Annotated in this window: 22 protein-coding genes; 9 read left to right on the forward strand and 13 right to left on the reverse strand. The window is 70.7% G+C overall.

Annotated features, from left to right (window positions below):
- Positions 1-13 precede the first annotated feature (13 nt).
- From ACPXCS_RS37025 to ACPXCS_RS37080, 12 genes are all read right to left on the reverse strand, one after another.
- Positions 14-2,239: an ATP/GTP-binding protein gene (locus ACPXCS_RS37025; protein ID WP_425971173.1), complete on the reverse strand. Its 2,226-nt coding sequence runs from the start codon at positions 2,237-2,239 to the stop codon at positions 14-16.
- A 152-nt stretch (positions 2,240-2,391) separates the two neighbouring features.
- Positions 2,392-2,631: a hypothetical protein gene (locus tag ACPXCS_RS37030; protein WP_189292999.1), complete on the reverse strand. Its 240-nt coding sequence runs from the start codon at positions 2,629-2,631 to the stop codon at positions 2,392-2,394.
- A complete protein-coding gene (locus ACPXCS_RS37035; protein WP_425971174.1) occupies positions 2,628-3,119 on the reverse strand; it encodes a hypothetical protein in 492 nt (163 codons plus the stop codon). Before ACPXCS_RS37035 ends, ACPXCS_RS37030 begins: the two co-directional genes overlap by 4 nt.
- 123 nt (positions 3,120-3,242) lie before the next feature.
- On the reverse strand, positions 3,243-4,967 hold the full coding sequence (locus ACPXCS_RS37040; RefSeq protein ID WP_425971175.1) for a DUF2637 domain-containing protein: 1,725 nt from the start codon (positions 4,965-4,967) through the stop codon (positions 3,243-3,245).
- Between the two features lie 238 nt (positions 4,968-5,205).
- The gene (locus ACPXCS_RS37045; RefSeq protein WP_425971177.1) at positions 5,206-5,565 is read right to left on the reverse strand and encodes a hypothetical protein; all 360 of its coding nucleotides are present in this window, start codon (positions 5,563-5,565) and stop codon (positions 5,206-5,208) included.
- A gap of 115 nt (positions 5,566-5,680) precedes the next feature.
- A complete protein-coding gene (locus tag ACPXCS_RS37050; protein WP_254585069.1) occupies positions 5,681-6,067 on the reverse strand; it encodes a hypothetical protein in 387 nt (128 codons plus the stop codon).
- 116 nt (positions 6,068-6,183) lie between these two features.
- Positions 6,184-6,492 carry a WhiB family transcriptional regulator gene (locus tag ACPXCS_RS37055; protein WP_331740986.1) on the reverse strand — a complete coding sequence of 103 codons (309 nt, stop codon included), beginning with the start codon at positions 6,490-6,492 and terminating at the stop codon, positions 6,184-6,186.
- Between the two features lie 139 nt (positions 6,493-6,631).
- A complete protein-coding gene (locus ACPXCS_RS37060; protein ID WP_331740985.1) occupies positions 6,632-6,811 on the reverse strand; it encodes a hypothetical protein in 180 nt (59 codons plus the stop codon).
- Positions 6,812-7,106: 295 nt separating this feature from the next.
- A complete protein-coding gene (locus tag ACPXCS_RS37065) occupies positions 7,107-7,475 on the reverse strand; it encodes a hypothetical protein (RefSeq protein WP_406723363.1) in 369 nt (122 codons plus the stop codon).
- 158 nt (positions 7,476-7,633) lie between these two features.
- A complete protein-coding gene (locus ACPXCS_RS37070; protein ID WP_425971179.1) occupies positions 7,634-8,047 on the reverse strand; it encodes a hypothetical protein in 414 nt (137 codons plus the stop codon).
- Between the two features lie 149 nt (positions 8,048-8,196).
- Positions 8,197-8,361 carry a hypothetical protein gene (locus ACPXCS_RS37075; RefSeq protein ID WP_331740979.1) on the reverse strand — a complete coding sequence of 55 codons (165 nt, stop codon included), beginning with the start codon at positions 8,359-8,361 and terminating at the stop codon, positions 8,197-8,199.
- Between the two features lie 111 nt (positions 8,362-8,472).
- Positions 8,473-9,081 carry a hypothetical protein gene (locus ACPXCS_RS37080; RefSeq protein WP_425971181.1) on the reverse strand — a complete coding sequence of 203 codons (609 nt, stop codon included), beginning with the start codon at positions 9,079-9,081 and terminating at the stop codon, positions 8,473-8,475.
- A gap of 368 nt (positions 9,082-9,449) precedes the next feature.
- On the opposite strand from ACPXCS_RS37080, the gene ACPXCS_RS37085 reads away from it, so the two are divergent.
- The 6 genes from ACPXCS_RS37085 to ACPXCS_RS37110 all read left to right on the forward strand — a co-directional run bounded on the left by ACPXCS_RS37085 (position 9,450) and on the right by ACPXCS_RS37110 (position 18,080).
- Positions 9,450-10,208 (forward strand): GntR family transcriptional regulator, encoded by a 759-nt coding sequence (locus tag ACPXCS_RS37085; protein WP_425971183.1) that lies wholly within the window; start codon positions 9,450-9,452, stop codon positions 10,206-10,208.
- A complete protein-coding gene (locus ACPXCS_RS37090; protein ID WP_425971184.1) occupies positions 10,205-10,915 on the forward strand; it encodes an AAA family ATPase in 711 nt (236 codons plus the stop codon). Before ACPXCS_RS37085 ends, ACPXCS_RS37090 begins: the two co-directional genes overlap by 4 nt.
- 236 nt (positions 10,916-11,151) lie before the next feature.
- Positions 11,152-12,417 (forward strand): XRE family transcriptional regulator, encoded by a 1,266-nt coding sequence (locus ACPXCS_RS37095; RefSeq protein WP_425971186.1) that lies wholly within the window; start codon positions 11,152-11,154, stop codon positions 12,415-12,417.
- Positions 12,418-13,371: 954 nt separating this feature from the next.
- Positions 13,372-15,990 carry a hypothetical protein gene (locus ACPXCS_RS37100; protein WP_425971188.1) on the forward strand — a complete coding sequence of 873 codons (2,619 nt, stop codon included), beginning with the start codon at positions 13,372-13,374 and terminating at the stop codon, positions 15,988-15,990.
- Complete coding sequence (locus ACPXCS_RS37105) at positions 15,987-16,823, forward strand: DciA family protein (protein WP_425971189.1); 837 nt, start codon at positions 15,987-15,989, stop codon at positions 16,821-16,823. The genes ACPXCS_RS37100 and ACPXCS_RS37105 overlap by 4 nt, the downstream gene beginning before the upstream one ends.
- Before the next feature lie 99 nt (positions 16,824-16,922).
- The gene (locus ACPXCS_RS37110; RefSeq protein ID WP_425971190.1) at positions 16,923-18,080 is read left to right on the forward strand and encodes a protein kinase domain-containing protein; all 1,158 of its coding nucleotides are present in this window, start codon (positions 16,923-16,925) and stop codon (positions 18,078-18,080) included.
- On the opposite strand, the gene ACPXCS_RS37115 is transcribed toward ACPXCS_RS37110, so the two are convergent.
- Positions 18,081-18,608 carry a hypothetical protein gene (locus ACPXCS_RS37115; protein WP_425971191.1) on the reverse strand — a complete coding sequence of 176 codons (528 nt, stop codon included), beginning with the start codon at positions 18,606-18,608 and terminating at the stop codon, positions 18,081-18,083. It lies immediately after the preceding gene.
- Positions 18,609-18,853: 245 nt separating this feature from the next.
- Between ACPXCS_RS37115 and tap the strand changes: the two genes are divergently transcribed.
- The 3 genes from tap to tpg are packed head-to-tail and all read left to right on the forward strand — an operon-like array spanning position 18,854 to position 21,771.
- Positions 18,854-20,977 carry a telomere-associated protein Tap gene (gene tap / locus ACPXCS_RS37120; protein WP_425971193.1) on the forward strand — a complete coding sequence of 708 codons (2,124 nt, stop codon included), beginning with the start codon at positions 18,854-18,856 and terminating at the stop codon, positions 20,975-20,977.
- A 4-nt stretch (positions 20,978-20,981) separates the two neighbouring features.
- Positions 20,982-21,206, forward strand: a complete 225-nt coding sequence (locus ACPXCS_RS37125) for a hypothetical protein (RefSeq protein ID WP_425971195.1) — start codon at positions 20,982-20,984, stop codon at positions 21,204-21,206.
- 4 nt (positions 21,207-21,210) lie between these two features.
- The gene (gene tpg / locus ACPXCS_RS37130) at positions 21,211-21,771 is read left to right on the forward strand and encodes a telomere-protecting terminal protein Tpg (RefSeq protein WP_425971196.1); all 561 of its coding nucleotides are present in this window, start codon (positions 21,211-21,213) and stop codon (positions 21,769-21,771) included.
- Positions 21,772-21,786 lie beyond the last annotated feature (15 nt).

A 21,786-nucleotide genomic window follows, 5' to 3' on the forward strand; every position in this document is an offset into this window, starting at 1 on the left:
GCGAACCTCCTTCCTAGTCGTGGTGAGCGGCGGCTGAGGCGTGGGCCAGGCCCGCGTCGTCCATGGCCTGGATGTCCTCGCCGTAGACACGGCCGACCGACATGGCGGCGATCCGGGCGGCCTCGGAGGCGATCTCGCACTCGGTGGCGCACCGTTCGGCGAGCTGCTTCATGCGCTCCGCGGCGTCGGCCAGGTCCGTGATCTGGTCGACGACCTCGGTGGCGATGTTGTGGTCGCCGACCAGGTCGGCCGCCATGTCCCGCAGGGCGTCGGCGACCTTGCCCAGCGCGACGGCCAGGTCCTGGGCGCGCTCCTTGTCGAGCGCGGCGGCGATCGCGATGTTCACGATCTCCATCAGGTACTCGCCGAAGGTGATGTCGGTGCGGTGCTTGGCCGCCATGCCGGCCTGGCCCGACGTGGGCGTGCTGACCTCCGATGCCACGGAGTCCTCCTGTGCGGTGGGTCGGGTGGTGCCGGGACGCTGGGTATGGGGCTCCGGGGCCCGCGGGAGGCTCGCCGTGCTCGTGACGGTGGCCCCGAAGGGGTCGGACGGGTCTTCGACGATGACCGCGTCCGTGATGTCCTCCTCAGCCGCTTCGGTCTTCGTGGACTTGGTCGGGCCGCCAGGGCGGTCCACCGTGACCTTGAAGTCCTCGGGCCGGAGCCTTGAGGGCTCCTCCGGCTCGGGCGGGGTGTCCTCACCGGCCTTGGTGAAGAAGTCTTTGAGCTTCTCCTTGAACGAACGGCCGTCGTCGCTGTCGTCCGTGCCCGGCGGGTCCTTGACGTCGTCGGGCTTGGGGCCGTCCTTCGCGTCCTTGTCGCCGGAGCCGTCAGACGGCTTCTCGCCGCTCTTCTTGCCGTCGTCCGGCTCCTTGGTCGCGGAGCCGTCCTTCGGGCCGTCAGAGGCCGATTCAGGGCCGTCCTTGGGTATCTTCTTGGTGGTGGCCTCGGAGTCCTTGTCGCTGCTGGAGTCCTTGGCCTTGTCGTCCTTCGCGGCCTTGTCCTTCTCGGCTGCGCGGCGCTTGTCCCAGCGGCGCTGCGCTTCCTCCGCCACGGCCTCACCGAGGGTGGTGCGGTCTTCGGCGGCCTTGGCGGCCTCCCGCTTCGCCTTCCTCGCGGCCTTCCGCTCGGCTTTCGCCGCGCGGCGCTGCTCCCGTTCCGCCTGCCGGTTGGCGCGGTCCTGGTCGCGGTCCTTGCTGCGGTCGGCGAGGTTGGCAGCCTGGTTGGCGCTGCGCCGCTGCTGCCGGGCGGACTGGCGGGCGGCGGCGCGCTCCTGGCGGCCGCGGGCACGTTCGGCCCGGGGGCTCGAGGCCGGCGAGTCCTTCGACTTGCCGCCGTCGCCCTTCGAGCCGCCCTTGCCGGAGCCCGAGCTGCCCGAGCCGTTCTTGCCCGAGCCGCCCGAACTGCCCTTGCCCGTACCGGGCTTGCCAGAGCCTCCAGAGCCGTTCTGGCGGCCTTTCGGGCCCCCGGACGACTCATTGCCCTTCGAGGCACCCCCACGGCCGCCAGAGGATCGATCAGAGCCCTTCCCGGTGCCCTTGGGGGAGTTGCCGCTCCCGGAACCGCGACCGGTTCCTCCGGACCCGTTCGTTCCCGAGCCCCGGCCGCCGCCGCTTCCCCGGCCTGATCCGCCGGAGCTGGCGCCGCCTCCGCGTGAGCCGCCCCCGCCGCCGGCCTTCGAGCGGCCGCCCTTGTCGGCGCCCATGCCGGAGCTGGAGGACCGCGCCGCGTCGGCCTTGCCGCGCGCCGCCGCCTTGTCGGCCTTCGCCTTCATCTGCGCGGTGTGGAGCTTGGCGTTCTGCTCCATCATCGCGGTTTCCTGAGCGGTGCGGGCTTCCAGCAGCGCGGCCTTGCGCGCTATTTCCGCCTCACGGAACGGCGCTTCGGAGGCGTGCCGGTCCCGCGCCATCTCGATCCGCAGTTCCAGCCAGTCACCGAGCCTATCGGCGAGAGAACGAGGCTGGACGTATTCGCCTTCCTCATATTCTCCGTCGTCGGAATCCGGCGCGGCGGGCATTCCCGTTTCCCGCAATGCGGTTTCCGGGGAAATAGGCCCGCGAATAGTCGGGAGTTCCATGGTCGTCTCCGCCGGGGATTCCGGGGGAACGACGCTGTCCGAGCCGCTGTCAGGCGGTTCGGAATAGAAGAGTTCCCCGCCGTCGGGAGCGTCCGGCATTCCTCCGGAATCACTGCCCCGGGTGGGGAGGTGAAGCACGTTGCTGTCGGTGTCGTCGGACACGCGACCCCTCCTCCTGGGCTTGACAGTCGGCACCGGCCTCGCGTACGCGCGTGCGCGACACGCGCGGCACGCGTCACGCGCGGCACGCGTTGGGATCGCCGAAGGGCCGCCCCCGAGGATCGGGGGCGGCCCTTCGTGCGGGACGCGGGGAGCTAGCCGCCGTGGCGGCTGTGGACGTTGTGCAGGGCGCGCACGACCTCACGGATGTACGTCAGGTCTCCGTCGTCGCGGTAAGCCTGCGTGCCCCTGATATTCACAACCCGGAGCCAGGCGTAGAAGGTGCCGAGATCTTCCCCGTGCTGAGCAATCAGTTCTTGCTTGATTTTCCGCTCATGTTCCGCACGGTTGAATTTCTTCCGCTCTGCTTTCGTGAGCGGGCGACCTGCACTCACGCCGACTCCCTGCGGTCCAGGTTGTAAATCGACGTGGGGCCACCATAGCCCATATTCGGGCTCTGCGCACCCTGCTGTCCCGGGTTTTCCGGGGCGGCCTGGAGCGGCGGGTTGTTCTTCCACTCCTTGAGCAGCGCCTTTTCCTTTCGCTGCTTCCTGACCTCCTTCACCTTTTCGTCGTGGGCGTGGCGTTTATGCGCGCTCTTTTCCAGGCCGGAAGTGACGCCCTTGAGGTGCTTGATGACGTCGTTCAGGGACTTTTCCACCGGGAAAGAGCGCAGGAAAGCCTGGCCCATCTTGTCGCCCTCCACGCGGGTCCCACGGCAGTGCACGCGGGTCTCGCGCTGGAGAACCTCCAGCTTGGCGGCCATGTCCAGCACGACCCGGTGGAAGTCCGCGAGGTAGTGCGCGTAGGCGGCGGGGTTCTGCGCGATCTCGCGCAGCGCCGCGTTCGGGTCGTCGAAGAAGGGCTTGTCTTCGGTGCTCACGGGGTCCTCCGTGGGGGTCGGATCTGCTGTACTCGGGGGGCTGTTGACTGCTTCCGGCAGTCGCAGCGGGGGCCAGCCCAATGGCCGTGGGCTGGCCCTCACTGGTGTGTGCCGGACGGTGGATCAAGGTCGGTAGCCGCCGGCGAGCAGCTCGGCTGCCTCCTGGCGGTACTCCGAGGCGGTACCGGGAGAGGTGACCGCCAGCTCGTGCTGGATGTCGGCCAGCGGCAGCCGGTCGGCGTCGCCGCCGGCCGCGAGGATCATCCGCGCGACCCGGCGGACCGCCCGCTCGCGCGGCTTGAGCTTCGCAACGTCCTCGGCTTCGACCGCGCGCCGCTCGATTTCGGCAGCGACCCGCCGCGTTTCGGCAGCAGCCCGCTCGGCTTCGGCAGCTTCCTTTTCGGCACGCGCGGCATCAGCGAGAGCGACCTTTGCGAGGCGTTCCTCCTCCGCCTTCTTGCGGTCGGCTTCGGCAGCGACCCGCCGTGTTTCGGCGGCGGCCCTCTCCGTTTCGGCAGCACGCCGGTTCGCTTCGGCAGCGGCCTGGCGGGCTTCGGCGATGGCCTGGGTCTCGATGGCCTGTGCTTCCGCCGCGGCGACCCGGTCGGCCTCCGCCGCTTCCTTCCGCTTCTCGGCTGCCTGGCGCTCCAGCTCGGCTGCGCGGAGGTCCGCTTCGGCCTTGGCCTCGCGCTCCTGGGCCTCCTTGCGCTCCGCCTCCGCCTCGCGGGCGCGGGCTTCGGCGATGAGGGCCTGGTCCAGCGCCTCCTGCTCCAGGGCGGCGGCCCGCTCTGCGGCGCTGACCTGGGCTCGGGCGTGCGCGCGGGCCTGGCCGGTCTGGCCGTCGACCTCCGCCTGGACCATCGCCACCTTGCCCTTGGCGCGCAGCCGCTCCGCCTCGGACTCCGCCTTGGCGACCTCGCTGCGCGTCTCCGCGTCCAGGCGGCGGCGCTCGGCTTCCTCCGCGCGCTCCTGGGCTGCCTGTTCCTGCTCGTCGGGCATGGCCAGGGCCTGGTCGACGGTGTAGCCGTAGGGGGCCATCTTCATCGGCAGCAGCTCGTCCTCGGATGCCTTGGAGATGTCGCCCTTGTACTTGCGCTTGAGCCACTGCTCGTAGGCGATGAGCTGCTGGTCGCGGCGGATCATCTCCGGATAGGAGGTGACGCCCCACAGCCGCATCCGGCGGAAGATCCGGGCGGTTGCGACCGGGGCGAGGACCCACCGCAGCCACGGGATGGAGTCCCGTTCTCCCTGGTCAGGGCGGACAACGCGATCGATGGAGGTGCGGCCCAGCTCCACCACCATGATGAAGAGGACCGGTACGACGCCGTGGGCGCCGGCGGCGACGTAGTCCAGCAGTTCCCACGCCCGGTCCTTCGGGGCGCCGGACGCGGCGTTGAGGACGACCGTCGCGGCGGTCAGCAGCCACACCGGGTAGCGGATCCAGCTGATGGGGCGCTTGAGCCAGGCCATCAGCAGGTCAACGGCGATCATCACCATGATGCCGACGTCGACGCCAACGGCGAAGAGTTTGCCCTTGTCCAGCGAGCCGAAGCGCAGCTCCTCGAAAGCGAAGGCCGCGACGTGCTCGAAGGACAGGTACAGGCCGATGCCCGCGAGGGCGAGCGCGGCAGCGACGATCGCTCCGGCCGTCCACTTCTGGGTGCCGGTCAGCTTCGCCGGGGAGGGCTTCGTTCCGGTTCCGCTTTCCGTCTCCGAAACGAACGCCGTCGTCTCCGAAACGGTGCCGGGCGTCTGCGAAACCGGCGTGGGCGTTCCCGAAACGGCGGCCGGTGAAGCCGTCTCGGGGTCGGGTTCAGCCGCGGTGCGCGGCCAGTCGGTGAGTGTCATGGGGGCCTCCGGAGGGGGTCGGTCAGGGTGTGCGCGAAACGGTGGGGCTGCTCCCGAAACGCGGTGAGGCGTTCCCGAAGCGGTCGGTTGTGCGGATGGTTGTTTGCGAACCGGACACCGGCTCTACCCGCTCCGCGCGCACGAAAAGGCCGGCGGTCCGGGGGCGGGTGGCCGTACTCGCGAAGCGTCACGGGGCGGGCGCGAAACTGGGTGCGGCTCCCGCTGGGCGGGCGCGAAGTCAGCTCGTGTGGAGCTGCGCGCCGTGGCGGCGGAGGTCGTCGGTGGTGATGCCGTAGATCCGGCACTTGTCGATCAGCGGCTTGAGCGCGGTACCGGCGGCGCGCGCCTCGGGCGATCCCTCGCCGAACAGCCGCTGGGTGTTCAGCAGGTCGTTGATCGCGGTCGCGGTGCGGGCGGCGTGCCGCTCGAAGCGGCCCTCGCCCACCCACTCCTCCGCGATGACGTGGAGGGTGGTGCGCCAGCTGCCGTCGTAGTCGTCGGGGTCGATCGGCGGGATGTCGCTGCCGAAGATCGCGAAGGCGCACGCCTGGGCGGCGGCTTCCGTGCCGGGCTGGAGCGGGGTCATCGTCGTGGCCATGAGGGCCTCCCTCGAACTGTCGGTCCGGGCTGTCCGGCTCCCCGTCACCGCCCGTCCCGGCCGCCGTGGTGTAGCGGCTGGTGCGGGCGGATCAGGCAGCCTGCAGGCCGGATCGTCAGCGGATCCACCGGCCGTCCTTGATGACCTGGCGGCCGTCCTTGAGGGTCAGGTCGGTGATGAACGCGGACAGCGTGGTGCCGTCCAGTGCGCGGCGGGTGTAGTCGGTCGCCCACACGCTTTCGCCCTCGTGGGTGGCGAAGAGGTAGACCCGCGTCGCGTAGGCGGGCTCCAGGGCGGCCGCCGCGTTCTGGGCGCGGGACTCGGTGGGGAACAAGATCGAGCCCCAGTCGGTGTCCATGCCCATCAGGAACAGGTTGTGCAGCGGAAAACCGCGCACGTCGAGGATGCTCAGCAGGGGCTCGAGCGTGCCGAAGGTGTAGACGTGGTTCGGGTGGGTCTTCACCCAGCGGCTCTTGCCGTAGCTGGACATGTCCAGGGTCATGAGGAACTCCCAACATCGATCAGCTGGTCCGGGCTGTCCGGCTCCCCGTCACCGCCCGTCCCGGCCGCCGTGGTGCAGCGGCCGGTGCGGGCGGATCAGGCAGCCGCCAGACCGGATCAGGCGGCCTTGGTGCGGTTGCGTGCGGCGCGGCGCTTGATGCGGTGGCGGTCGTCCTCGCTCATGCCGCCCCACACGCCGTGGGCCTCGCCCATCTCCAGCGCCCAGGAGGCGCAGCGCTCCAGCACGGGGCACCTGCGGCACACCGACTTGGCCTCCTCAATCTGCAGGAGTGCCGGGCCGGTGTTGCCGATGGGGAAGAACAGCTCGGGGTCCTCCCGTGTGCAGGCGCCGTCCTCGCGCCAGTTGGTGTTGACGGGCAGGTCGGCGTCGGGGGCGTAGCTGGTGCGTACGATGGAGCGGTTCATTCAGGGCCTCCCAGAAGGTCCGTACGACAGCCTCGGGGCCGCAATCCCCGGGGCTGTTCACGTGGTGGCGGCCGGATGGCCGGAGCAGGGGTGAGCTCCCGACGCTCTCCGCAGAGGTGGCGATTTGAGCGGGGATGGCTCAGCGGGTGTGCTTGGTGCGCTGGCGGTCGAGGTAGGCGTCTTGCAGTCGCTCGAACGCCGACCACAGCCGCGTGCCTTCGGGGCAGCGGGCGGTGTCGGTGCAGTGGGGGCAGCTGGTGGTGTGCGCCCGGTGGGCGCGGGCGGCTGCCTGGTAGCGCTGGTACAGGTCGTCAGGCACGGGTTGTCCGTCTCTCGTGGTGCCGGCGGGTGGGGTGGAGGTCGGCGACGCGGTATCCCGCCTCCCATGCCGCTGCGGCAGTCACGGCAGCGGCAGCCAGCAGCAGGCGGGCGAGGGGATGGCCGGGGCCGAGAGCGAGGGCGGCCCGGGCAGCACGGTGCTGCGCCGCCCGGGCCGCGTGTATGAGGTGAGTCATCCGGTCCGTTTCGTCAGCGGGGCCGCTGCTCCGACCGCTTGTTGACCTCGCGGACCTTCTCGGAGAGCTTCTTCTGCTCCTCTTCGGTGAGGCGGGTGATCATGCGGTCACCGCCTTACGCCCGTCCCGGACCGTGAGGCTCGGCGCGGGTGCCACACCGGGCGGGCAGTCGCTGCCCGTGCAGCTCCACCGCCCGCACAGCGGACAGGCGTCATCGGCCATCGCCGGCCGGTGCAGAGTGAGCACCGGCTGCCGCTCGTAGCCGGGCATCATCTCCTGAAGCGTCCGCTGCGCCCGGCGCCCGGCCGGGACACGGGCATCGGTCTCGCGCACCATGCGGGCCAGGAGGTCACCGAGCTGGCGGCCGGCCGCCGTGGCGCAGGGACCGGTGTGCAAGGTGCCGCACTGGTCGCACACGGATTCCGGGTTGGCCGCGGCCACTGTCGTGCGGGCCGCAGGTCGTGTCATGATCGCCGTGGTCAAGGGATTCTCCGTTTCTGTTGACCGGACAGCCCCGGAGCTCTCACCTTCCGGGGCTGTCACCGTGGCTGGCCCTGACGGCCAGCCACGGCCCTTCTCCCACCTCTAACGCTCTGATGAGGTGGGAGGGGGACCGTGGCGAGCCGTCAGACCGCAGGCGCGTAGGCGGTCCTGGCCGGGCGGATCAGGTAGTCCGACGTCGTCCACACCGAGCCGATGGCGAACGGCTGGCCGTCCGGGCGCAGGGTGTCGCGGACGATGACCGCCCACCGGGCACTGTCGCGGCGCAGCAGCTGCGCGGCGTCGGCGGGGTCGGTGACCAGGGCCAGGACCTCGAAACGCCCGTCCACGTTCTGGTAGATCGCGCCAGGGAGGCGGGGGCCGATCTCCTTCTCCACACGTGCCAGGTCGGCGGCTCTGCGGCCCGCTGTCATGTGCCGCTGCGGATGTGGACGCCCCGTGCCCGCGCCGCCCTGGCGGCCGTCCCGCTCGTGCGGGGTCGGACGTATCGGCAGCGGCGGGCGGGTCTCCGCACGCGCCGGGAGTGTCATGCTGGTCATGTAGGTCGAGTCCTTCCATCAGGGTGACCTGCGGCAAGACGAACCCCCAGGGGGCCAATCCCTGGGGGTTTGTCGCGTGAGTGCGTCCTGCGCACTCCACCGGCCACCACCCCGGAGAGCGTGGTGACCGACGGGCAGCGCAGGCTGCATCAGGCACCGAAGCGGCGTGCCTGCTCGTTCAGGTTGTGGATACGGTCGGCGATCTCACGGCGCTGCGACCGGGACAGACCCTCTTGCGTCAGCTGTCGCCGGGCGGCAGCCACCTGGTCAGCGATGCGCTGCTGCGGGGTCCGGGGATCGGTCGGCACGGGCATGAAGTCCTCCCAAGAAGTCAGGCCAACAGGGGAAAGGGCGCTACGAGCGACCACGGCCCCGGCCACCCCTCTGTGGGATGGCCAGGACCGTGATCGTTCGTCCGGAGCGGGTCAGTTGGCGCGGCGCTCGGGGTGCAGCGTCGTGAGCGGCACCGGCGGCGCACCCAGCGGCGCTTCACCGGCGGGCAGCTGCGCGCGGCGGGTGTCGGCGTCGCGGACCGCGGACTCGGTCGCCTCCCACTGTTCCTTGCGCAGCAGCCACAGGGGCCGGCCGTCGCCGGGCTCGTCGGCCGCCGGCATCTGCTTCTGCGCGGCGATCTGGCTGAGGGCCGGGGCGACCGCGACCTTGGGCTTGCGCCGCACGCTGGTCCGGCGGCGGTGCACGGTCTCCGAGTTGCCGTCCGTCAGGCGCGTCTCCCACTTCCGGACCGTGACGTCGACGAGGACCAGGCGGTTGCTGCCCAGACGGCACCGGACGGCCGCGTCCTTGCCCGCGCGGCCGGTGTCGTGCGGCACGACCTTGGGCTTCTTGGTCTGAAGGCCGGTGATCGGCACCCACGTCTCGCAGTCGGGGCAGACCAGCGACGCACAGGCGGGACGCAGGTCGTACTGGTGGGGCCGGAGGGCGGAGAGGGCCAGCGCCGGCCGGGCGTTGACGGTACGGGAGCGGGTCCGGCTGCGGCGGGGACGAGCGGTGCGCTCAAGAGTCGAAGCAGACATCTGAACTCCTCACGGACAGAACAGAGTGGCGGGGACGCGGGTCGCGATGCTCTCTCCGCCCTCCGGGCCGCACGGCACAAGGCCGACGTCCCGCAAGACAGACAGCGCACAGCGCTGCAACGTGCACACAGTTCGTCGCGGCCGTCAGGCTCCGGAGGAGTTCGATGGTGCTCTCGCGTCCTTCAGCGGGCTGAGGACTACTCCGGCCGCCCCGGAGGGCGGACGACTACTGCGGTCTTGCGGTGGTGCTCACTCGGTGCTCCCGGAGGATCACCGACGCCTTACATACATCAGGTTGCATCAGGTACCCTCAGGTGTCAAGCGGTATAGTGAGGCACCCAGAGGGAATTTGAAGGAGGCGAAGGCACATGTCAGGGCCACCCCGAGCCGACAATCGGCCGCCGTACGCGCGCATTGCGGGCCACTACCGCGACTTGATCAGCTCCGGGGAGCTCTCGCCGGGCGACCTCCTGCCCAGCATCAAGACGCTGGCTACCGAGTGGGAGGTCAGCACCGCTACTGCGGACCGGGCGATGAGGCTGCTGCGTGAAGAGAGGCTGGTGCGGGGCATCCCGGGTGTCGGCACCGAGGTGATGGCGCGTCCCATCTCGCTCTCCTCCGGGGCAGAGCGTCACGACCGCAGCAGCAAGACTCAGTCGTCGTGGGGCGTCGGAGAGAAATCCTCCGGCCACACCGCCGGCATAGTGGCGGCTCCCGAGGACGTCGCTCACGTATTGGGTATTTCGCCTGGTGACGACGTGATTCGCCGCAGCCGTGTCTACCGCGACGGTCATGGCATCGTCTCCCACTCCACGTCATGGATCCCGGCTGAATTCGTCCAGGCCGTACCGGAGCTGGCCAGAAGTGAGCGACTCAAGGGCGGCCTCTCGCTGGACCTGATCGCTCGGGCCACGGGTCGCCAGGTCGTTAAGCGCGTGGACGAGGAGGCGGCTCGCATCGCCACACCGCAGGACCTCGAGTTGCTGGAGTTGGAAGCCGGCACTGTTGCAGCGATCCTCGTGCTGACGGCACAGTTCCTGGACACCGACGGTGAGGTGCTGGAGTACGGCGTCGACCTGGGTGCACCAGGCCGCACCCGGCGCACGACAACGGAGGCACAGCCGTGACCCCGGACAGTGCCGTCGACCTGGACGACACGCTCGTCTCCTGCCTCGAAGGCCGCCTCGGTCAGCTCCTTCGAGCCGAGCGCACCGACACCCTCACGCTGGAAGGACGATTCGAGATCGCGCGCATCTCCGCCACCATGTCCGGCCGTCCGGGTCCCGCGCCTCGCGCGATCCTCATGACTGGTCTGCAGGGGGCTGGCAAAACGACGCTCGCTCGCGCCCTGGAAGAGGCCGGATTCCGGCGCCTCTGCCCTGACGAGGAGATGTTCCGCCGTTATGGCCACTACGGCAGGGACTTTCCGCGCGGGGAGTTCAGGGTCAGGGAGGCGCCCGTACTCAAGGACATCGCTCTTGAGCTTCAGGAGCTCCTGGCGGCCGGTCATGACACCGTGGTCGACCATGGTTTCTGGACCCGAGAAGAGCGGGCGCAGTGGGCCGCGACTGTGATGGAGGCTGGCGGCGAGCCCGTCCTGATCTACTTGCCTGTGCCGCACGAGGTGCGCTGGGACCGAATCCGGAAGCGCAACGAGAACTCGCTGATCGACCCGAACAGCATCGAGTTCAGCGAGAGCGACTTGCTTCGGCATGCGGGCCGTTTCGAACCGCCGACCGGCGATGAGCCGCACATCGTGTACGACGGTGACCCGAAGCACGTGCTGGCCAAGCTCCGCCGTGCACGTCCTTCCACGGATGGCGGCCCGCATTGATCTCTACCTCCTGCCCACAGCTCCCAGCACTCGATGACCATGACCGTGCTCGGGTACTTCGGCTGCGGAAAGTGACATCAGCCGGTGACATTCGGAATGTCACCGCCACTTGTCACCTCCGCGCGATCAAGGGGCCGTGCCATGCTCGGCCGCAGAAGGGCCGGCTTCCGCTCCGCGGGCATCACCCTGTCGGGGCGCAGGCTGCGCCGCTGGACCGTACGGGGAAGGGGAGCGCGATGGTTGACGAGCGTCCTGACTGGGCTCGCCGGATGGTTGACGAGCGTCCTGACTGGGCTCGCCGGATGGTGGATGAGCGTGCTGCTCGGGGCTGGTCGCAGGCCGACGCCGTGCGTGCTCTGATGGCCCGGCTCCCGGAGGACCAGGTCGTGAGCGAGCAGGACCTGCTGCGCCAGTGGAAGCGGTGGGAGGCGGGCGAGGCTCAACCGACGAAGTACAGGTCGGCGATCGCTCAGACCTTCGGTACGACCACGGGCGCCTTCTTCCCCGAGCGCAGCCGGCGCGACGGCCGTGCTGAGATTTTGCAGGTCAGCGGCATGGACACGGTCGACATCATCGCGCGGCTGCGGGCCTCGGATGTGGACGTCGCGACGCTGGACGCGTTGCGGATCACTGCGGATCGGCTGTGCTGCGAGTACGCGTACATGCCCGCCGACCAGTTGCTCCTGGAGGGCAAGGCATGGCTCGCCCGCGTCGTCGGCCTCCAGCACCAGCGGGTCAGCCTGGCGCAGCATCGCGAGATCATCGCGCTCGCTGGGAAGCTGTCGCTCTTGGTGGGTTGCGTCGAGTACGACTCCGGCCGGCCGCGCGACGCGGAGGCGACCCGGCAGGCTGCGCTGATGCTCGGTCAGGAGGCCGGGGACCTGAGCGTGCAGGGCTGGGCACACGAGATGAGGGCATGGTTCGCCCTGACGCGGGGCGACTACCGCGGCGTCATCGCGGCCGCGGAGGCCGGCATCGCCGTGGCGCCGAACGAGAGCGTGGCCGCGCAGCTGTACGCGCAAAAGGCAAAGGCGTGGGCGAGGTTGGGCGACCGGTCGCAGACCGAGGTCGCGCTCGACCAAGGCCGCCAGATCTTGGAACGGCTCCCGTATCCCGAGAACATCGAGAACCATTTCGTCGTCGACCCCGCGAAATACGACTTCTACCGCATGGACGCGCTCAGGAAGTCGGGCGAGAACCGGCTTGCGGAGCAGCTGGCCAATGAAGTCATCCGGGCGGGCACGGATTTCGACGGGACGGAGCGGTCGCCCATGCGGATCGCGGAGGCCCGCGTCACGCTTGGGGTGGTCGCTGCACGCGAGGGCGACCTGGACACCGCACTCGCCTACGGCGAACGGGCCCTGACGGGGGAACGGAAGTCGCTGCCTTCACTCGCGATGGTGGCCGCTGACCTCGGGCAAGCCCTTCAGACTCACTACGGACACGCCTCCGAAGCCCAGGAGTTCGTCACCCACCTCCGCGAACTGCGAGGCGGCCAATGAGCTTCCTTTGTGGCGGGCAGATTTCTGCGTGCATCCCGTCTGGCGGGCGCGGCATTCCGGGCACCTCGGACTCTGCGCGAATTCGTCCCGCAAATCTGTCGGGTCGTACGGCTAGGCTGTGTGCAGAAGTGATCCAAAACAACGAGAACCCCAGGGACCGCGCCTGGTCCACTGGGGCTTCTCGAACGGGGCTACGCCTCGTTGGGCGACACACCTGGTTGGGAGGTGCTCGCGGGATGAAGGCTACCCGCCCGCGCGGAACTACACGCGCAGCTACGCCGTTCCTCCATCGCGATCACACCATCCGGGCTGTGTGCGCGCAGCTTGACGCCATCCTCCGGATTCAGGGGGTTGGGATGACCTAGCGGCCATCGGCCGCGCGCGCCAAGAAGTGGACTCGCCATCCTCTTCGGCCTCGCGCGGCCCGTCTACCGCCTGGATTCGCCACCCAGAGCGGTTCGCTCAGATCTCGGTTCGCTCCCGATTCTGAGCCGCGGCTTATCAAGCCGCTGCATTCCCACCGGCCCCTAATCAGGGCCGCCATTGCAACACCCGCGGGCCCCGGCCAAGGGGCTTCGCGGTTCGTTCCGAGGCCCGGCCAAGGGCTTCGAAACATCAGTTCGAAAACCGCCAACGGAAGGAGATCCGCCTCTGGCCTTCGCCCTGTCGCCCGCTCCTCACGGAGGGGGCTCACCTGTCCCGCCACACGAGCCATCGAGCTGGCCCCTGCCAGGGGGCCCGTCTGCGTTGATCCATATGGAAGGTCGGTATCGCCATAGTGCACGAGCGTGAGTCGTCTTGTCAGGTCGACCACGACCAGGCCGCAACCCCGCCGGGGGTGATTTCTGCTGGTTGTGGTGTCCCTTCTGGCAGGATTGTGACGTACATCACACCCCTTCACTGTCACACGGATGTCGCCGGTTCGGCGGCCCGTCTGACCTGGGGGGTGTCTCTGTGAGCGCGGCCATGATGCTGCCGGAGCTCGCCGACGACGCCATGGTCGACGCTCCGGTCCTTCCCGGGCAGCGGAACGCGCTGCGGTCGGTGCCGGCCTTCGGGCAGTCGGATGACGGCGGCCTGGACGACCCGCTGCGCCTCGGTCGCGCGATGCGGCTGCGGCTGCGTGCTGCGGTCCAGGCGCTGCTGTCGGATCCGTCGATCGCCGGGCTGAAGGACGCGCCGAAGCTGGCGGCGGTGGTGCTGTACGCGAAGTCGCGGGCTCCGCAGGGCGAGAAGAACGACCTCCAGACGTCCATCTGGGGCTCGGAGCTCGGTCGGTGGATGGGTGTGAAGGAGTCGACGGTCCACCACAAGGTGCTGCCGGTGCTGCGCGGCTCGGGCGCGCTGCGCACGAGGGTGGTGACGGACGCGAAGGGGCACCCGACCGGGTTGGACTGCCTGGTCATGCCGTTGTGGAACGCCCACCACGGCGGGGGAGCGGGGCACCCGCTGGCGCTGACGAAGGCGGAGCTGGCGACGCTGCTGCGCCTGCTGGAGGCTCTGTTCGGGCACGGCTGGACGCCGGAGAACAAGGAGCCGACGCCGCCGGGGCTGCTGGCCGGCCGCCGGGGCAAGGGGGCGGCGACCGACCGGCTCGGGCTGCTACTGATGGTGCTGAACACCCGGGCGTCGGGCTGGCTGCAGCTGTGCGGCGGCTCGGTGAAGCTGAAGGAGGGGCGCGGGGCGGCGACGCTGGCGCGGCTGCTGGGCTGCTCGCCCTCGGGGGCGCGGAAGGTGCTGGCGCGGCTGACGGAGGCCGGTGTCGTGGCGCGGCAGCACAAGGCGACGGCGACGCGGATGCGCGGTCGGGGCCGGGTCATGCTGCTGCCGGTGGCTCGCGCGTACGGCCGCGCCCTGGCCCCTGTGGAGGTTGTTTCGGGGTCCGGTGCGGTGTTTTCGCAGCGTCCTGTTGGTGCATGCGGAGATCATGCTCCCGCTGGTGCTGACGGTGCCCTTGGTACGCCTGGGATCGGTGGTGCTGAGCAGGCGGCCAGGGCCGGGGATCAGGAGCGTCCCGATGGTGCAGAGCTCCACGCAAACCACGCTTCTGTGGTTACTCCCGTAGTTCCTCCGCAGCTCTCTTGTGGTTTTTCCGGCGAAGGCCGTGGGGCTGAAGGCCGTCGGCCGGAGCGCGCGTGCGTGCGCGAGGACCAGGCCGCCGACGGCGGGACGGCCGTTGCCGAGTCGGCGTCGCCGGTGGCCGAGGACGGCCCGCTGCGCGGGGAAAAGCCGGGAGAGTCCCCGGTCGAAGGGCGTGAGGGGCAGCGTGCTGCCGGGGCTGTGGCCGGTGGCCGGCCGAAGGCCGTGGGGTGGGAAAAGGCGCAGCAGCAGCGGAGGGTGGGCCTTCCGGCTGATCTTGGTCTGCGGGTGGCTCTGGGGCCGGTCGCAGGGCTGTGGGAGCGGCTGTCGGGCTGGCAGCAGGGCCAGGTGGAGGTGGCGGCGCAGGCGGAGCTGACCCGGCTGGCAGGCATGCTGGAGCGGCCGGAGATGGCGCCGCGGCTGCTGGTCGACCGGTTCACCGACCGGCTGGAGGAGACCGGTGGCGAGGCCCTGGTGGAGCGCCCGTTCCCGTGGCTGATGCGGCGTGGCCTGGTGCAGCGTCAGGCGTGCTCGGACCGCCGGTGCGATGACGGGATCCGGCTGGACACGGGGGCTGAGTGCGAGAACTGCGGCAACGTGGTGCACATCCGGCGGGCTAGGCGGGCGAAGATCGCGGCTGAGGTCGACCGGGAGCTGCCGGGCCTGAGTGAGGGCGAGCGCCGCCGGGTCCTCGAGGAGCGGCTGCGGGAGCAGGCGGCCATCGAGGCGGAGGACTTCGTGCGGCGGCGGGAGCAGGCCCGCGCGGAGCAGGCCCGACGTGAAGCGGCCCGTGCGGCTGCCCAGGAGCGGGCGGAGCGCGAGCGCCAGGCCGCGGCCGCGGCCGACGCGGTGCGCCAGGCCCTGCCGTGCGAGGACTGCGGACTTCAGCGGTCGGCCGGCCTGTGCGAGGCGTGCGGTTTTAGGCGCCGGACCGAGGCGGCGATCGTGGAGGCCGGGCTCATCGCCGCGACCTGGTCGGCCGACCTGGACGAGCCAGGCGACGTCGCCGCCGTCGCCGCCCACGTCCGGGGATCGCTGGAGGCCGACATCGAGCGGGCGCAGAGCGAGTTCCTGGAGCTCATGGAGCCGGGCGCGCTGGACGCGGACCCGGTCCTGGCGGCGTCCGCGCTCGCCTTCACCGCGCTCCAGGCCGTGGAGCAGGCCCTGCCGGAGTACCGCAGCAGCGCCCTCGGACGGCTCGGACGGACCGAGGAAGCCGAGGCGGAGGCGCGGCGGGCGTACAAGACCGAGCAGAACCGCCGCTGGTACAAGCACAACCCGCACGGTGCGGACGCCGTCGCGGCTGCGACGAAGGCTGCCGACGCGGCCCGAGAGCGCACCGCCCAGTACCTGCTGGCTGCTCGGCTGGAGCAGCTGCGCGAGCGGGCTGCGGCCCGGACCGAGGCGGCCGTGCCCGAGCCGTGGACGGACCGGTTGCCCGAGCTCGCCGCCCGACCGCTGGACGGCGAGGCGGCCGGGGCGGTGATCGCGTGAGCACCGAGCTGAGCGGGGTCGACCTCGCGCGCCAGGCCCTGGTCGCGGCCCGGGAAGCGGCACGGAAGAACGGGGCCGCCCGGAAGGAGAAGCCGAAGCGGCGCACCGGCACGGTCGTACGCCGCGACGGCCGCGAGCCGCTCGGGCTCGGCAGCGCGATCAGCATGATGATGACCGAGCGCGGCATGGTCGCCCCGGCCGCCGGCGGCAGCGTCCTCGCGCAGTTCGACGACATCCTCGCCGCGGCCGCGCCGGAGCTCGCCGGTCACGTCCAGGCGGTGGCGTTCGACGCGGATACCGGCCGCCTGGACGTCGCCCCCGACGCCCCCGCGTACGGCACGAAGCTGCGCTGGAGCGCGCCGAAGCTGGTCGCGGCCGCCAACGAGAAGGTGCAGGGCGCGAACGTCCGCACGCTGCACGTCCTGGCGCCCGCACCCATGAAGGCCGGCCCCGCCACGGCGGCCGACGACCCGGCTCCGCAGACCGTGCCCGCCGCGCCGGTGCAGCGACGGACCCCGCCGGACGGCTACCGCCGCGCCATCGAAGCGCACCGCCAGGCCGCCCGGCCGTCGAGGGTGGACCCGGCCATCGCCGAAGCGGTGGAACGGCAGACCGCGGCGATGCGGGAGCTGAGCCGCCGCGCGTTCCCCGAACCGGACGTCGTCGCGGACGATGCGCCGGCCTCGATCGAGGTGAGCCGTGCACAGCGCCGCCGCCAGGCCGCGGCCACCGAGGCCGCCGCCCTGCGCCGGGCCCGACAAGAACGTGCGGCCCGGGAGTCCGGGACGCCGACCGACGTCCCCCAGTCGGCTGCACTGCGCGACACGGCCTGAGCAGACCAGCACCCCCTGTTACTGGTGGTTGTCACGGCGTAGCGTGACGGGTACACGCCTGGTACACCGTGCGTCGCGGTGAGTGCAGAAGGGGGAGTCGTGCGGGAAGGGGCCGTGCTGGACGGGCGCTACCGGCTGATCGAGGCGATCGGTGCGGGCGGGTTCGGGCAGGTCTGGGCTGCACACGATCCCAAGATCGACCGCTTGGTGGCGGTCAAGGTGCTCACCGGGGATGCGGGCAACAGTCGGCAGGTGGCCCGGTTCGCCCGCGAGGCCGCAGTCGCCGGCGGCCTCTCCCACCCGAACATCGTCACCGTCCACGACTTCGGCTCCACGACACACAACGGACAGCCCTGCGCCTACCTGGTGATGGAGCTCCTGCCCGGCAAGCCGCTCAGCGCCGTCCTGAAAGCCGGGAGACTGCCCCTGCCCAAGGCCCTGTCCGTCGCCGCCTGCGTCGCCGACGCCCTTAAAGCCGCCCACGATGCGGACCTGACGCACCGGGACATCAAGCCCTCCAACATCATCATCAGGTCCAACGGCAAGGCGACGGTCGTCGACTTCGGCATCACCAAGGGCAACGACGAACGGCACGACGTCACCACCACCGGTGTCCTGATCGGCACACCGGCCTACATGGCACCCGAAGCACTCGCCGGAACCTTCGACCACCGCTCCGACCTGTACTCGCTCGGCTGCGTGCTCTACGAGATGGTCACCGGCCGCCGGCCCTTCACCGGCACCTCCTGGCACCTGGTCAACCAGCACATCAAGGAGCAGCCCGCCCCGCTGCGCACCCTGCGCCCGGACGCGCCCGTGGAACTCGAACGGCTCGTCGACCGACTCCTGGCCAAGGACCCGGCTCAGCGGCCAGCCTCCGCCGGGAAGGTCCGGGACGTCCTCAAGGAGATCAACGACCGACACTTCGGAGCCGCCGCGCCCAGCCGCGGCAAGGACATCGCCACCGAGGTGCTCGTCACCCGGGCTGAAGCCACAGACGGCGCGATCATCCCCCTGCGGATCACCGCCCACAACACCTGCCCCGCCTGCGCCACCAGGACAGACGAGAAGGCGGCACAGTCCTGCACCACCTGCAAGGGAGAGGGCCGGATCGTGCGCGAGCAGCACACCTACAAGGTCCGCATCCCCGCCGGCCTCAAGGACGGCCAGGAGGTCCGCATCCGCAAGCTCGGCGGCCCCGGCAAGAACGGCGGCGCGCCCGGAGACATGTACGTCACCGTGCACGTCGTCGACTGATCAGCCGTCGGACTCCGGCGTGCGAAGCTCCCGTGCTCCGGCACCGGGCGCTGCCGTGCTGGACGGGGCGGCCTGGTCGTCGACGGCCCAGAGTGCGCGGGCGAGGAAGTACAGGGCGACCATCCCGGCGTAGATGAAGGCGCTCCAACCCACGATCAGCACGAAGACGTTCGCGTCGCCGCGCGCGGAGCTGTAGGCGACGCCCTGCCCGGTGGTGAACAGCCACGGGAACCAGGCGGAGCGGACGAAGCCCGGGTCGGCGTAGCGGCCTCCGCCCCGGCGCCACGCCATCAGCGGGACCGAGGCGAAGCCGACGCAGGCCAGGCAGTACATGAAGGCGAAGAAGTCGTTGGCGATGAACTGGTGGCCGTTGGTGATCCCGAGGTAGGCGACCCCGGGCAGGAAGAGCGCGGCCGCCACCCCGAAGCCCAGCACCTCGCCACGGTCTCGAACCTTCGCCACGCTCTCCCCGACAGCACCCAGCCGCGCCTGTCCCGACCGCGTCTGCGCCTCGCTCTGATCCGCCATGGTCGCCACCGTAGCGAGCCCGCCCGGCCGACGGGGTGATCTCTCGGCAACTTGGTCCGCCATCTATGAGCCTCACACCGCGTTTCCCCAGGTGAGGGCGTCGCACGCGGAGCCTGTCAGCTGTGAGCCAGGGCCTGCGCCGGTCGTCCACCCCGGGCCACAAAGTCACTCCGACAGGGTTAAAGAAATGAGTTAAAAGCTAGGGTAAATGCTGCTAGGGTGGGGGCACGAGAGGAGATCCACGCATGGCATCCGAGGAAGAGCTGTTCGCGAACATCGACGCACTGCTGGCGGAGGAGCCGCAGCTCCCGCCCCCGGCAGAACGCGCCCGACTGCGCGAGGCCGCCGGCATCACCCAGGCCCGCCTCGCGGCCGCGCTGAAGACCACCACGCAGACGGTCAAGAACTACGAGAACGGCCGCTCCGAGCCGAAGTCGCCGCGCCTGGAGGCGTACCAGCGGCTGCTGAAGGGGTGGGCAGCGAAGTACCCCGCCCACGGCACCCCCGCCGCGCCTGTCGCCACCGTGGCTCCGGCCACCGCGCCGCAGCCGGTGACGCCGGAGACGTTCACGGGCCCGGCTGCGCCCGAGGCGAAGGCCGCCCCGCCGGTGGAGGCTCCCGCCGCGCCGGCCGCTCCGGAGCGCCCCGCCCGTCCGGCGACGTCGCGGCGCCCGGCAGCGAAGAAGGCGACGAAGCCCGCTGTCGACCCGCGCTTCCCGCACGGCCCGCTCGCCGTGCTGGACGGCGACGGCTCCGCGTACGGCGTCGACGGGATCGTGCTGGACTGCCCGGCGACCACGATCCCGGAGCTGGTGGAGTGGACGCTGCGCGAGTCCGGCCTCGGTGCGCCGAAGCTCAACCGCTACGGCAAGGACTCCGACCCGCTGATCGTGCTCACCGCCGCGGCCGCCGTGAAGCTCGGGCTGCCCGAGCGCCTGGAGGGCCACGAGCAGCGCCGCTCCCTGCGCCTGCCGGAGGACCACCCGGTCGTCAAGCAGGTAGCGAAGGCCAAGTGGCAGCTCACGCAGCGCGGGTTCGGCCCGTGGGCGCGGATCTACCGAAAGGCGCAGGGGCGCGAGCGGCAGTGCGTGCAGCTGGCGATCCTGTCGTGGGACGCCCTCGATGAGCGGTCCTGGCCCGGCGTCTCGGAGATGGAGCCGGCCGACATCGCCCGCGTCCTCGGTGTGTACGCCACCCGGGTCATCACCCCCCGCGGGTCGACGGCGGTCTCCGGGCTGGAGTTGATGACGGCGCTGCGCCCGCCGACGAAGCCGGAGCGCGATGAGGAGACCGGCAACTGGGTGTCGGCCTACAACCCTGGCTCGCTGGGGACGGAGCCGATGGACCCGGCGCCACCGGAGGCCACCCCGGAGCACCCGGTCGTCGTTCAGTCCGGCTGGACGGGCGGGTTCCTCAATGAGGAGGCGTACCAGTGGGTGCGGTCGGTGGACTCGCTCAGCGATGAGGAGTGCATGATGCCCTTCGCGGTCGGCCTGGACCTCAACACCGCGTTCCTCGCCGCCGCGGCCCGCCTGGTCGTCGGCCTCAGTGCTCCGGACCACTTCCACGCCCCGAAGTTCAACCCGAAGATCCCCGGGAGCTGGCTGGTCGACCTGAGCCACATCGAGCTGGACCCGCGCCTGCCCTCGCCGTTCACGCCGGACGGCTCCCGGCCGACGGGCCCGGCCTGGTACCAGACGCACACCGTCGCCTATGCCCAGGAGCTCGGCTACGACGTCCACCCGATCGAGGCGTACCTGCGCCGCGAGACCGGCGCGTACCTGGATCCGTGGCACGACCGGCTCAAGAACGCGTACGTCGACACCCTCGCCGACCTCGGCGTCACCAAGGACCTGGACGACCGCGCCTTCCTCGCCGCGATGGAGCAGCACAAGCAGGTCGACCCGGCCCTGGCCGCCGTCCTGTCGGCCATCAAGGCCACGGTGAAGGGCGGCGTCGGCAAGCTGCGCGAGCGCCCGCAGGGCAAGCACTACAAGGAGGGCGAGCGGTGGCCGGCCCTGGAGCGGCCGACCTGGCGCCCCGACATCCGGGCCGCCGTCATCAGCAAGGCCCGGGTCAACATGCACCGCAAGCTCAACAACATGGCGAAGATGACCGGGCTGTTCCCGCTCGCCGTGCTCTCCGACTGCGTCGTCTACCCCTCGCCGGGCGCGAGCCCGCTGGACTTCCTCCCCTACGCGGCCTCGGGCAAGCCGCAGCCGGGCGGCTTCCGCCTCGGGCCGACGCCGGGCCTGGCGAAGCTGGAGGGTGTCCAGCCGATGCTGTGGGCGGTGGAGCTGATGGAGAAGGGCCTCAACCCGGCCCGCCACATCAAGGGTGGCGACGCCGTCCTGGACGAGGGCGAGTAGAGGCGTGGTCACCGACACCAGCGGCGCACGGTCCCTCGAGGCCGACGCGGAGCGGGAACGGACGCTGGACCGCCTGGAAGCGCGCATGGAGGCCCTGCAGTTGTCCATGCGCGCCCGCCGGGCCTCGCCGCGGTTCGAGCTGTGGCGGCATGACCTGCGCGAGACGCGCGAGACCTGGTTCCGGCTGGTCGACCCCGACGGCCAGGACCCCACCCCCGAAGGGAGCTAAAGCCGTGGCCGGAGAGATCGAGGACGCCATCGAGCGGGCCGACCGGGAGGCGTTCACCAAGGAGCCGCCCAAGACCCTCAAGGGGCAGATCGGGTTCCTGATCAAGCAGTTCGGCAGCGCGAAGGCCGTCGCGGCGGAGCTCGGAGTCACCGCCGACTCCGTCAACCGCTACCGGCGTGGCGCCCGCAAGCACGCCCGCGCCGACGTCGCCGCGAAGATCGACGACGCCGTACGGAAGCGGTGGCAGCCGCTGGTGCGCAAGCGCCGGCAGAAGCAGGCGGCCACCAGCACCGGGATCACCGTGGAGACGCGGGCCCGGTTCGGCTACACCGCGCCGGTTGGCACGACCGACGACGGACGGTTCCGGCGACTCACCGTGCACCTTCCCCCGGAATACGCCCGCCGCCTCTTCGACGCCCGCGACGCAGGGGCCAGCGACCAGCAGATGCGCGGAATCATCGCCGAAGGGTTCAAGGAGGTCTATTTCCAGGACGGCGGAGGTCGCGCTATGGGACTGTCGGACGTGGCAATCAACGACATTGATTACCTCGATCTGGATTACTGACTAGGAGCGAAAAGC

This window comes from Streptomyces sp. DT190, from assembly GCF_049846985.1.
Taxonomy (GTDB): Bacteria; Actinomycetota; Actinomycetes; order Streptomycetales; family Streptomycetaceae; genus Streptomyces.